The sequence below is a fragment of the Micromonospora sp. LOL_013 genome, from assembly GCF_048060315.1.
Taxonomy (GTDB): Bacteria; Actinomycetota; Actinomycetes; order Mycobacteriales; family Micromonosporaceae; genus Micromonospora_E.
Window position 1 is genome coordinate 1 of sequence record NZ_JBHMIQ010000028.1, and the last position, 12,378, is coordinate 12,378.

Sequence of the window (12,378 nt, forward strand, 5' to 3'; positions counted from 1 at the left end):
CAGAGGGCACTTTCTACATCCGGGGTCCTGCCGGTCCAACCTTCATCGGTGGATCGAGGCTTAGGCTCTACCGAGATCCTAGGAGTATCTGTTTCTCTATGCTTGATCGTCGGCAAGGGGGGCATGTAGCAGACTTTCGAATTGCTTTCTTGGAGCGTTGGGCAAGGCTGTACTTCCGTGGTGAGACAGAAGTCTATGAGAGTGTTTGGTTGGGGTTTTTTGACCAAATCATAAGGGATGATCTGGATCGATTAGTGGCTCATGAAGATATAGTCGTTCAAAATTTGTTGATCCGAATTGGTGTTCTCGAACCTGGTCGGCTTAGCTTTACTGACCCTGCGGTCTTGGTAATGCGTTGCTTCGATGAACCCGCCCTTGGGGTGGTTGTTGATGCGGCCATCCGGACAGCCTTGCATGGCAAGGCTGGCGTCGTCGACCAAGAAATATTGGCTCGGTTTGGAGCGCATCTACGCCGGAAGAGAATCCGTGTTCCCCAGTATGTGGCCCGCATGCTAGAGGCTGAGTTGACCGCGAAGGCGCCGTGGTTGCCTGATTTGCCGGCAGACAGAGCAACCGGGGATGATTGCCATATTGTCCTCCTTTGGATTAGCTTGCTGTGCTCCGAGGTGTTGTCGACTGGGCTATCGCCTTTCCACGATGTAGTCGAGAAGCTTTTGCCGCGCGACCTTCTGCTTCAGGCTATTAGGCTACAAATGAAGACTTCCCGCACTAATGATGATTCTGCTGAAGAGCTGCGTGAGCTCCGTTACGCACCGAGGTCGGAGGTCGTAGATGAACTACGGAAAGTCGCTCCTCCCTGGGTGGCGAGGTGGGCTCTTTCTCAAGCTAGTCTGCTGTTCTAGAATTAGGCCGTCAATGTAGCGGGCTGCATACACTTCGGGCTTCGGTGCGGTTTACGGTATCCGTGCCAGGGATAAGGCGTTGATTGCGAGTTTGGCGTGCTGGCGGGGTGGAGGAATGCTGCCATGTGGGCGACGGGCACCCAGGGCCATTGCGTGCTCGACGGGCGGCCGCCTGAGCTGCGGCTACGTGGAGCGATGACCTCTACGGAGGTGCTCGGGGCGGGTGAGGTCGCCTAGGTGATCATGGGAGTTCTCACGCTTCCAGAACACTCCAAGGACCTCACCCGCGATGTCAGCATGCCCGATCCAGGTACTGTCCGCAGTCACCACCCCCACCGGCACACCCACCCAGCCGGTGACCCGGAGTGAACAACCAAGTCTGCTGGACGCCTTGGCGGTGGTGCCGGATCCCCGCAGCCCACGCGGGCTGCGCTATCCCCTGGCCGGGCTACTCACCGTCGCGGTGTGCGCGGTGATGGCCGGCGCATCGAGCATGACCGCGATCGCGGACTGGCTACACGATCTCGACGACATCGCCCGGGCCCGGCTCGGCTTCGTCCGCCGGGTACCGGCCACGACCACGATGTGGCGACTGCTGATCCGTCTGGACGCCGACCTGCTCGCCACGATCCTGGCCGGCTGGCTACTCACCCGCACCGCACCGGCCGGACCACGACAGCCGCGATACCGGCGGTCGCGGCTGTCGACGGCGGCACGGGGAGGCCGGCCTTCGTCGAGGCCAGCCCGAGCAGCATGCCGACGGCAGCGCCACCCAGCTCGGCCAACTTGCCGAGTGATTCCTTCGACAGCTCCCGGCGGAACTGCTGGCCGAAGGTCTCGGCCTGCTGCTGGCCCTTGCGCTGCTTCCGGCCGTACCTCACGTCTGAACGACCGGATCAAAGAAGGCGCATCCGGTGACGACCATCATCGGGAGGTTGATCGCGACGTCGCGGGCTACCCCGGCCGCCGTCAGGTCCATCAGCTTCTCGCCGGCGGCTTCCTCCTCCGACTGGTCGGCGTAGAAGGCGCACCCGTCCCACAAGTTGGCGTGCAGGAAGGCGTACGACCATTGGGTTTCGACCTGGATGGGCACCGCGACCGCCGCCTTGTCGCCGACGCCGATGCGATGCAGGTCGGGTTCCTCGGGCGTGGAGCCGAGCCCTTGGGCGAGGGGGAGCAGCTTGTGGCGGCTGAAGACTGGTTGCAGGTCGCTTTCGGGGTCGAACTCGACGAGCAGGCCGCGGGCAATCAGGTCGTCGACGTAGCGGGCGGCGCGCGGCTCTGGCTTCGGGGCGGTTTCCAGCATGCGTACCAGGGAATCGCGGTTGACCGTGAGCTTTGCGTGCTGGTCCGGGTAGAGGAAGGCGGCGGCCCAGACGGCGGCCTCGGTTTCGGTCAGCTCGACCAGGTCGTCACCGAGGTGCACCTCGTAGCATTCCGGTGTCGGGTCCGGCGGGCGGACGTACCGGTAGCGGGGACCCATGCTCAGCCCGGCGGGCACGATCACAGTCGACATCAGGTGATCCTCCCAGCCGGTCAGAAGCTCGCGGCGTAGCCACGGCTGGACTCGATCGCGCTCTGCGTCAGCGCCGCAGCCTCGGCCAATTTCTGCTTCGCCTGCTCGACCTTGGCGATCGTCTCGGACACCTGCGAGTGGCTGGACCCGCTGGTGATGCCGCGCAGCGCGGCCGTGCTGCGGTCGAGGGCTTCCGCGCTGGCCCGGATCGCGCCCACCTGCTGGCCGACCTCGTCACCGAAGCGTGCCACCCCCGCCTTGACCCTTCAACCGAGCCCACGCCTGCATTCTCCCTATTGGACAATCTGCAGCAGCTTCGACCGTACCGGATGAAGTAGTTGATGGGTCGGCTTCATACTGTCGGCTTCGCGAACGACCCTCGGAGAACGATCTTGCCGGATGGACAACCCGCATAGTGGCGGAAGGAATACCACGGCTTGCTGCGGCTGAACCGGGCATAGCGGCACCCGCATGGCGGTTAACCCGATAGTCGACGGTAGCGGCGGTGCGCCTGTTGGACTTCGGGGCCGCCAAGTTTGTTAAGTGCAGAGAATGCAATATCGCATGCGAACTGTAGGCGGTCTCGTGCGTAGAGGCCGGAGTCTGAGTTATTTGAACGACGGTCATCGATGTAATCCATGTAGGCCGTGATAGCCTCTAGGAGAAGTTGCCTGGAGCGGACGGTGTCGGTTTCGATCAGGGCGAGAGCATGTGCGATAAACGCCTTACTGAGAACTGAAACGGGAGCTTGTGTGGCGGCGGTGATTCGCGTTTGCAGTGTATCTAAAGTCAGCCTTTCTTGGTGATCGATCGTCTGTGCAAATGCGAGCAAAAAGATTGCTTCTCCGTGGCTAGGAGAAGTGTCTAGGACTGTGTTGAGTATCTGGCGTGCCTTCGTGATTGCGTCGTCGTTTGAAGGTGAAGTAGTGTTGCCGTTCAATAGCATCTCGGCAAAAAGTGTCCCCACCTGCGCGTCCGGGCATCCAAGGGTGACTGAGAGCTTCCACGTATCCTCGATCAGGTCGTGCGCATCGTCGGGAAGTGTCCAGTGTACGTGTCGCAAGATCATTGTGTTGAAGTCGATCCGGATCGCTGTGATGCGATCCTCAGTGGTACAGCTGCGCAGTCGTTCGTAAGCAGTGAATAAAGTGCCATACAAGAATCGACCTTCGATGGCGGCTTGATCGGTCAGATGCTCGGTCTTGCGAAGACTGACCGCCTGGAAGCACCACCGGAAGAGATCGGTGTAGAAGTCCGCTCGGCACCATGCGGCGCTGATCAAGGGTGCGACTTGTTGTACTGCGTCGAATAGGAAACTGTAGTCGTCTTGATTGAGAAACCAGGATCGTAGGTACCGAATTTTCCACCGGTAGTATTTTAGTCGCTCGGGTTCTGGTGGGTTCTCGGTGCGCTCTGCGGCATCCAATAGGTTATCGTGAAGATCGATAAGCCATAAATGGGACGAATCCCGGGACTGGCGCGGAATCAGCAAGCGGACCATTTCCATCCAAATCGATAGCTTGCGATAGTCCCCGCCGCATTGGCCTTCGATGGCGCTGGCGACGCCGTCAACCTCTTTCAGTCCGCGGCGTGCACCGTAGAACACAGCCTTCCGCAAGCCGTCGGTCTCGTCTTCAGAAGCCACTGGTGACAGGTAAGCCACAGTTATGACGATTTGGGGTATCAGGGCGCCGCAGTTCGGTATCCGTAGGTGTGCTGTGAGGTAGTACATGGTATTCCGAATATTGCGGCCGTTGCTCCGCTTGACGGCCTTCTCGAGAACCACCTGGGCAATCGTTCGGTGCCGGGCCACGTGCTGGTCGTGCTCGTCGAGGATCCAGGGGTTACGCAGCGACCGTGTTTCCCATTGTGCGTCCGGCTGCAGCTTCTCGATCAAGTCGGTGGGAATCCCGCGGCCCGCTATCGTGGCCAAGCAGATAGAAAGGTAACACATCGCATCGGGCGAGGGCGGTGTCAGCTGCAACTGTACCAGTTCGTCGTACAACTTTCCCCACATGTTCGCGCCGTAGACGGCTTGTAGTAGTCGTACGATCATCGGTGACTGTGGGTCGGCGAGCACTTCCGCCTGTTCTGCCGGGCTTGATCTAAGGAAGTGCACGAGGTTCGGGTAGCGCGCGGTGATATGCCGTTCATCCTCTCCCTCGTGCAGCACCTCGTCATGAGCGCGGCGTAGCAGGGATACCCAGGGATGCACAGATTCTAGTCCAAGTGGCTGAAGTTTTGCCAAGTGTGCGGAGTAGAACGGCAGCCGTTCGAAGGTTCCGTCGTCGCCTTCGACAATCACAACAGCTCGTCGGCCGCCTTCGGCGACACCGTTGGTCAACTCGTAGCCAAGCTGATTCAGATCGGCCGAGCTGAAGGAGGCGTCGATTGGGTAGACGATGACGACCGTGGTTGATCGGGTTGGATCCACACCCTGGATCTTCCTGGCGACATCCTCGGCTATTTGTACGTTGAACGGCGATTCTCTCCCCCAACGCAGAAAGCAGTGCGAGTCGTGTGATTGGGCAGCTAAGGCGTTTAGATAAGACGTCTTTCCGTCGCCGCGGCTTCCGGCTAAAAAGACTATCCTGCCAGGATGCTTTGCCAGCCATTCAAGAGCCGTGGTCGGATTGTAGGGGACATCCTCGATGGCGATTATGCGCTCCAAGATGCCGGCGATACCAAAGATCGCTGGGAGTGGACTCCCGTCCAGTAGCGCATGCCAGTCCGGATTTTCGTTAGTCGGCCTGATGAGGGTGTGTGGTCCGGCGAGCTTCCGTTGCTGGTCGACGCTAGGCGGTATCGCCAAGTGCGCCAAGTCGGCCCGCACCGCCGCAAGCTGTGTCAGCGCTACTCTATTGAACAGGGGCGAATCGGCGGCTTGGGCTGCCTGCAGTAACTCATCGGTTAGTGCATATCGGAACTGGGACATCGCCGTATCAAAGTCGGTTAGGAAGGTTTGTGGGTCGAATCCCAACTGCTCGAACCGCTCACGTAGTCGGTTGGGATCTGGCCCGCGTTCCTCCAGTGCTGCCGCGAGAAGCATATCGGCCATCGCTGGGTCAGTGACCAACCGATGGAGCTGCCCCTCGACCAGCTCGACCAAGTCGGGCGTCAGCTCATCATCTTGGGCCCGCACGATATCGCTCATCAGTACGCCAAGTGCTCGACTGAATGCGCGCTGTAGCGCCTGGATTTCTTCGGGCCCTAGGCTCCTTTCACGAGAACGACGATAGGTGACCTTTAATAGGTCGGTCGCGAGATTGGTTGCTATGCCGAAGATCATGGGATCCACTACTGCCTATCCTCCTCAATTCAGTCGCTGCAGTGTGGGTTGATGCAGTTGATTTCTTGATGCATGCTGTAGGGTTCTGTCGTGCTTTCGGGCCCCAGGCTCCGTCAGGTAATGCCGTGCAGGGCAGCGACCTAGGGCATCCTGCCGGATTGGATTCGCCGAACGCCTAGCCAATTTCGTCACCGAGTTGGGCGACGCCGGCCCTGATCCCTCAAGCGAGTTTGCGTTGATATCCTCTCCGTGACTACTATTCCAATCTTGATGAACGGAAGATTGCGATAGGGCCGCGATTTCTTGAGCTTATCATATTTAACCAATATCTGTCGATGTCGCGGGACATTCCGGTGAGGGAACCCGTGCTGTTGGCCTCGCCTAACGGTCCACACGCTTTCGAAAGCCGCAGCTTCGCGAAGCCGCTGAAGAAGCCGCCGCCGACGATCCGGTTTTGCGGGTAGCGGCTCTTGAAGAAGAACGGCTCGCCGGGGGTGAGGGTCTTGAAGCTGCCGCCGCCGGGACGCCAGAAGTTGACCTCGTTGATCTGCAGCCGGGCGGCGAGGAAGCTGGGCCACTCGCCGTCGGTGACCCCTACGAACGCCTTCACCCGGTCATCTTGCTCGGTGGGCGGCGCATCCCGCCATGGGCCAACCGGCTGACAGTCGAGAGTGCACCGCCGCGCCGGGCTTGCACGCGAGGCGGCCGGCGCGGGCGGTTGACGGCGGTGGTTAGCGTCGGCGCATGACCAGTAGGCTTCTTCGGCGGATCGTGGCCGTCCTCGGTGCTGTGGCGGTCGGCGTGGCCGCCACCGTCGCGGCGGCAGCGCCGGCTGCGGCGGACGTCACCCCGTCCGTGACCGGGTACGTGTGGGCCAGCAGCCCCAGCGCCGCCAGCTACACGGTGCCGATGCGGACCTCCGGCGGGCACACGTACTACTCGTACGCGAAGAATCCCGGCGGCGGGCCGATCACGGTGACCCGGTCGGGTGCCGGTGTCTACCTGGTGCGGTTCGGTGGGCTCGGGTCGCTGGTGACCGGCGGCGGGGGAGTGGTGCACGCCCAGGCGTACGGTGCGGCGGTCCGGTTCTGCACCGTCGGCTCCTGGTATCCGTCCGGCACCGATCTGCTGGTCAACGTCTACTGCTTCGGGTCCAGCGGTGCCCGGCAGGACGCGACGTTCGTGGCGAACTTCGTCGAGGCCAGCGGCTCCACGCTGGCCGCCGACGGTGTGTCGTACCTCTGGTCGAACAACCCGACCTCGCCGATGTACACCCCGAGCGCCTGGTACCGCTTCGACTCCAGCGCGGGCTCACCGTGGGTGGTGCGAGACGCGCCCGGCTCGTACGCGGTGGAGCTGCCCGCCTCGGCCGCCCAGACGCAGACCACGTTCTACCAGATCACCGCCTACACGTCGGCGGCCGTGAAGTGCAAGGTGGACTCGTACCTCGCCGACGGGATCGCCCGGGTGCGGTGCCGGGACGCCTCCGGAGCCTTCGTCGACTCCCGGTTCACCATCACCTGGACCGTGCACAACCTGTTGCAGCAGATCGCCCCGACGGCGTTGGCGACGGTCGACGACACGTACCCGTCGGGTGGGCCGGCACCGGCGATCACCTGGACCAACGACAGCTCGGTGAGCGGCGACTACGCCGTGACCCGCACCGGCACCGGACGCTACGAGATGTTCTTCCCGCAGATCATCGACTACTCCGGGCACGCCGTGGCGTACGCGCTCGGCTATCAGGACGCGCACTGCCACGTGCAGTACTGGCACCCGGTCGGCACCACCGACATGAATGTCGGCGTGACCTGCCTGAACAGCGCCGGCAGCCCGGTCAACACCCCGTTCATGGTCGGCTTCACCTGGTAGGACAAGCTGTCGTCGCGCTGGCCTATGTCGACTTCCTCCTATTCGGCTAGAGCCCGACCGCCAGCAACGAGCTCGGCAGACAGCCTGCTTCCAGCGTGGGCCTCGGGTTCGCCAGCGTGACTACGGGCAGCGTTCCCGAATCGACGCCCACCGCCGGGCCGGGCGACTGATCGGGCGATGGCGACGGTCGTGCATTGTTGCTAGGTGTGGGTGAGGCTTGCGATGAGGGGGAAGGTTTGACCATGACGAGGGCCAGGACGAGAGTTGCCGGAGCCGGGGGAGCCGCAGTGATCGCGGTGGCCGTCGGGTACGCCACCGAGATGGTCGCCAATCGCGGCGGTCTATCCTGGACCATTGGATTCCTGGTGCTGGTACTGGCCACCACCGCGATTCAGATGTGGCTCGCTCGCAGCGACTCACGACGAGAAGTGCCCAACGAGCCGGTGGTCGTGCCGCCCGCCACCGAGCAGGTCGTTGCGTCGGGCGAGGGAGCGGTTGCCATCCGGGGGAGCGTAAAGAAGGGCGGCTCGGTGTCTACCGACCCCGCCGCCCAGCCCGGTACCGAGTCCGTACCGCCACCAGTGACCGGTGATGGACTGACCGCGTCAGGCCGCGGCTCGGTCGCGATCGGTGGGGACGCGGAAGGGCCGATCCGCACCGACGGGAATCGCGGTCCGCAGCCGGAATGACCGACGCGGCTGACAAGGTCGCCGCCCTCGGCCCCGGCGCGGTCGCGGTCGGCGGGGACCTCTACGGGTCGGTCAGCACCGGGCCCAACTACTACGGTGCGGTCAGCGTGCCGCTGCTGGTCGCCCGCCTCGACCAGGCACCGGTTCTCGCCGACCTCGCGACGGCCCAGTTCGTCGGCCGGCAATGGCTACTCGCCGAACTGGACGCCTTCGTGACCGGCCGGCAGTGCGGCTACCTGTGGTTGGAGGCCGACGCCGGTGTCGGCAAGTCGGCGTTCGCCGCGTGGCTGGCCTCGACGCGCGGATACCCCTGCCACTTCGCCCGACAGAGCACCGGGCGGGCGGGCACCGCGCGGCAGAGCCTAGCCGCGCAGCTCATCATGGATCTCCAGCTCGACGACCTTGCACCGAACGGCGCGGTTCCGCCCTGGCTGGCCACGCCGGAGGGGTTCGCGTCCCTGCTTTCCAACGCTGCCAGCCGGGCCGCCAGCTCGCGACCGATCGTGCTGGTCCTCGACGGGCTTGACGAGCTGGAGGGCGACCTGGGTGCTCTGCCGCTAGGCCTCCCCGCGACACTGCCGGCCGGCGTATTCGTCTTCGGCACCTACCGGACCGGCTACCACCCGGCCGTGCCGGACAGCCCACAGCACACGCTGATCCTCGATCCCGCCGATCCCCGGAATCGGGCGGACCTCGACAACTTTCTGCGAATGCGGGTAGCCGAACCACCGCTCGCCACCGTGCTATCCGAGGCGGGTATCGCGCCGGAGCAGAGCGTGGAGCTGATCGGAACGGCCTGCCACGGGGTGTGGATCTACGCCCGCTACCTGCTCACCGAGATCCGCCTCGGGCTGCGCGCCCCGACCGACGTTGACGAACTGCCCGCCGACCTCTGGACGTACTACCTTCGCCAGGTACAGAAGTGGCGAGCCGAGCCGGACTGGGCCGACCGCCAGCTACCGCTGGTGGCGGCGCTGGCCGCCGTAACCGAGCCGGTCGACGTCGACCAGCTGGCCTGGTTGAGCAACCTACCTGCTTCTACCGTGCGGGCCCGGTGCGACGGACCGTTGCGGCCGTTCCTCACCGCGACCGGACGCCCACGCCGGTACCGGATCCACCATGCGACCTTCCGGCAGTTCCTCAGCGGCCGGACGCCCCGGTCCGAGTCCTGGCCGTACGAGCACGAAGTGGTCGCCGAGGAACTCCTCCGGGCCACACAACAGGCGCACGCCGTCGCAGCCGGCGCATGCTTGTCCGTTCTCGACGGCCATCTGGACCGGTCGGGCGAAGACGACTGCGGCTACCTACTCCGGAATCTCGGCCGGCACCTCGTCGCGAGTGACCGACACGCCGACCTGCACGCGCTGCTCGCCCGGTCCGAAGAATCCTCCGGCCATGCCAACCTCTGGTTCGCACTGCATGACCGGAACGCCTCGCTCGATCTATTCCTGGCCGACGTGGCTCGCGCCGCTCGGTGTGCCCGGTCGGCGGTCGACGCGGCGCTGCTGGCGGGAAGCCCGGGCGACCAGTTCAGCCTCGAAATCCGATACGCCCTCATCCAGGCCGCGCTGTTTACTCGGGCCAATCGGATTCCGTCGCGGCTGTACATCGAGCTGGTCGCGGCCGGGATATGGACAGGCGAACGGGCGCTGATCCAAGTCCAGTGGTTGACTCAGCCGTACTCGCGCGCGGTCGCCCTCGGCGGTCTCGCCCCGCACCTGCCCGAGGATGCCCGGCAGCCGGTCCTCGACCAAGCGCTGGCCGCCACAAACCAGATCAAGGACGGCTGGGATCGGGTGGTGGCGTTGGAGTACGTTGCGCCGAGCCTGCCCGATCATCAACTGCCCGAGGCGGTACGCCTCGCCGAGTCGATTGTTGAGGCCGGTCCTCGCGGCGTTGCCCTCGCATCGTTGCTGCCGTACTTGCCCCGTGATCAGCGGCGGTCCGCCCTGCTCACGGTGCTCGGGATGGCATTGCCGCAACAGGTGGCCGGGATCGTCCCATACCTTGCTGAGGCGGCGGTGGACCGGATCGACGTGGTTGACGCCGCGCTCGAACACGTCGACGTGCGAGCCGACGTCATCGCCGAACTGCGGCCCGTCCTGCCTGCAGAATATTTTCGTCCGTTGAGGGTTGCTATGCGGAAACTTGGGTCGGGTCCGCAAAGACAGAACTCGGTCGCCATCGTGAAATTGGCGGCGTTGCTGCCGCCGCGCGAGCAGTTATCGAGGTGCTCGGCAGAGCTGAAGAAATGCACTGATGGGTACCTGCCACTCGAGCAAGCCTGCCGACTTCTTCCCGATCTAATCCCGGCGCTGCCGGCTGCGCTTCGCAATCGGGCGGTGGAGGCTGTGGTTGAGTTGGAGCGGAGACTCAAGCAGAACACGGCCTTCGAAGAGGAAAACGTGAGCGACGGCAACACGTACGACTATTCTAAGGCTCTCACTTTCGAGATGATTCTCGCCGAAAGACTAGTCAGCATCGCATCTTTCCTCCCGGACGATATGGTGACCCGCGCCCTCTCTGTCGTAGCATTCGACGGACGGTTTCCGCCACATCTTTTGCCGGTCGCGGCCTCGGGTCTGGCGGCCAAACATCTACCGGTGCTCTTCCGTTCCGTTGCGAGGTGGGAAGCCGGAAAACAGGTTGCCGGACTTGTCGCGCTGATGAAGAATCCCCCGGTCGGGTCACACGTCGAGGCGATGAGATTCGCGGAAGCCGTTCCTGACAGTTTTCACCGGGCCTCCGCTGTCGCCGCCGTCGTATCCCATCTGCCGGCGGGTGAACGCGCACCGTACCTGACCCGAGCGCTCGATGACCTGGCCACCAATCGGATTGGTGACGCTCTCGCCGTCGTCACGAAGGCCCTCGATGGAAACCGGTCGGAACCCGATCACTCTCCAGCGCCGATCGGGAGCCTCCGGCCACAGCTCCGCATTACCGGCCCACTCACCGCCGAGTTCGTGCCCGAGGTTCTGATCGGACCCGCGCCGCCACCGGACGAACTCACTGCGCTGCTGGCCGCAGCAAATGGGTTTGAGCGCCGAATCGAACTGGCGGTCCGGTACGCCCCGGCGCTCACTGTCGAGCAGTGGGGGAGTCTCCTGGACGGATCGTCTCGGATGGGTCATGCTCTCAAGGACGTCGCACCACACCTGCCGGCCGAGCTGCTTCCCCGGGCGATGCGGTGCGCGGCACCGTACGACGCCGCAGTCGCGGTCCTCCGCAGGGCGGTCAAGCTTCCGACGGTCTCTCGGGACATGATGATCGAGCTGGTCCGGCTCGGGCTCGACCGCCGCGACCTGCCGGAGTGCCTGGGCATCCTCGCGGCGGCCGCGCCCGGTCTGACCAGGCTCGGTGGCCCCGGATTCGGCGCCGACTGCCTGCGGGCGGTCAACGAAGTCATCGCCTGGTGGCCGTGACCAGAATTCGCACGGTCGCGGCCATGTCCAAGCGGACGACTGCAGGTGCTGAGTCGGCACAACCTCGAGTTCTGCAGACCGTACCCGTACTCCGTGATTCAGCGCGTGTGGCGGTAGTGCATGGCCACCGCGCCGTTGCGCAGCGGCTGCGCCGACAGCAGTTCGAGCTGGCGGGTGCCGGGCAGCCCGCCCTGGAACAGCGTCGGCCCGTGGCCGGCGATCCTGGGATGGACGAGCAGCTGGTACTCGTCGATCAGGTCCAGCCGGTCCAGTTCGGTCGCGAGCGTGCCGCTGCCGACGAGAACCCCTTCCGGGGTCGCGTCCTTGAGTTTCTGCACGCCCTCGCGCAGATCACCGGCGATGTGGTGACTGTTGGCCCACGGGAAGTCGGTGCGGGTCGACGACACCACGTACTTGGGTTTGGCCTCCAGTTTGACCGCCCACTCGCGTACGGCCGGCGGTGCCTCCTGGTCACCGCGGGCGACGGCCGGCCAGTAGCTCTCCATCATTTCGTAGGTGACGCGGCCCCACAGCATCGCCCCGGCCTCGTCCATGAGACGGGTGAAGAGGGCATGCGTCTCATCGTCAGCGATTCCCTCCTGGTGGTCGACGCAGCCGTCCAGGGTGACGTTGAGGCTGAAGGTGAGAAGGCCCATGGCCGGCGAGTCTAACGCCGCTACAGTGTCGCGCCCTGCGACTCTGACCTCGGGATGTTTCTGGAGGAGGC

At 64.0% G+C, this 12,378-nt stretch carries 10 protein-coding genes and 1 pseudogene; 5 read left to right on the forward strand and 6 right to left on the reverse strand.

Annotated features, from left to right (window positions below):
- Together ACFHWS_RS19095 and ACFHWS_RS19100 are read left to right on the forward strand one after the other, a co-directional pair.
- Positions 1-863: hypothetical protein (locus ACFHWS_RS19095; RefSeq protein WP_416568689.1), on the forward strand; the 863-nt coding region annotated here is incomplete at its 5' end.
- Between the two features lie 289 nt (positions 864-1,152).
- Positions 1,153-1,449: pseudogene (locus ACFHWS_RS19100) on the forward strand (transposase family protein); the annotation flags it as partial.
- Positions 1,450-1,510: 61 nt separating this feature from the next.
- On the opposite strand, the gene ACFHWS_RS19105 reads toward ACFHWS_RS19100, so the two are convergent.
- The 5 genes from ACFHWS_RS19105 to ACFHWS_RS19125 all read right to left on the reverse strand — a co-directional run bounded on the left by ACFHWS_RS19105 (position 1,511) and on the right by ACFHWS_RS19125 (position 6,278).
- On the reverse strand, positions 1,511-1,744 hold the full coding sequence (locus ACFHWS_RS19105) for a hypothetical protein (RefSeq protein WP_416568690.1): 234 nt from the start codon (positions 1,742-1,744) through the stop codon (positions 1,511-1,513).
- Entirely contained in the window at positions 1,741-2,379 is a 639-nt protein-coding gene (locus ACFHWS_RS19110; protein ID WP_416568691.1) for a hypothetical protein, read from the reverse strand. The genes ACFHWS_RS19105 and ACFHWS_RS19110 overlap by 4 nt, the downstream gene beginning before the upstream one ends.
- Positions 2,380-2,399: 20 nt before the next feature.
- Entirely contained in the window at positions 2,400-2,630 is a 231-nt protein-coding gene (locus ACFHWS_RS19115) for a hypothetical protein (protein WP_416568692.1), read from the reverse strand.
- Positions 2,631-2,857: 227 nt separating this feature from the next.
- Positions 2,858-5,677, reverse strand: a complete 2,820-nt coding sequence (locus ACFHWS_RS19120; RefSeq protein WP_416568693.1) for a hypothetical protein — start codon at positions 5,675-5,677, stop codon at positions 2,858-2,860.
- 247 nt (positions 5,678-5,924) lie between these two features.
- The gene (locus tag ACFHWS_RS19125; RefSeq protein ID WP_416568694.1) at positions 5,925-6,278 is read right to left on the reverse strand and encodes a hypothetical protein; all 354 of its coding nucleotides are present in this window, start codon (positions 6,276-6,278) and stop codon (positions 5,925-5,927) included.
- Between the two features lie 134 nt (positions 6,279-6,412).
- Between ACFHWS_RS19125 and ACFHWS_RS19130 the strand changes: the two genes are divergently transcribed.
- The 3 genes from ACFHWS_RS19130 to ACFHWS_RS19140 all read left to right on the forward strand — a co-directional run bounded on the left by ACFHWS_RS19130 (position 6,413) and on the right by ACFHWS_RS19140 (position 11,651).
- Entirely contained in the window at positions 6,413-7,540 is a 1,128-nt protein-coding gene (locus ACFHWS_RS19130) for a hypothetical protein (protein WP_416568695.1), read from the forward strand.
- A 287-nt stretch (positions 7,541-7,827) separates the two neighbouring features.
- Entirely contained in the window at positions 7,828-8,229 is a 402-nt protein-coding gene (locus ACFHWS_RS19135; RefSeq protein WP_416568696.1) for a hypothetical protein, read from the forward strand.
- Positions 8,226-11,651 carry a hypothetical protein gene (locus ACFHWS_RS19140; protein WP_416568697.1) on the forward strand — a complete coding sequence of 1,142 codons (3,426 nt, stop codon included), beginning with the start codon at positions 8,226-8,228 and terminating at the stop codon, positions 11,649-11,651. The genes ACFHWS_RS19135 and ACFHWS_RS19140 overlap by 4 nt, the downstream gene beginning before the upstream one ends.
- A 98-nt stretch (positions 11,652-11,749) precedes the next feature.
- On the opposite strand, the gene ACFHWS_RS19145 is transcribed toward ACFHWS_RS19140, so the two are convergent.
- Complete coding sequence (locus ACFHWS_RS19145; protein ID WP_416568698.1) at positions 11,750-12,307, reverse strand: dihydrofolate reductase family protein; 558 nt, start codon at positions 12,305-12,307, stop codon at positions 11,750-11,752.
- Positions 12,308-12,378 lie beyond the last annotated feature (71 nt).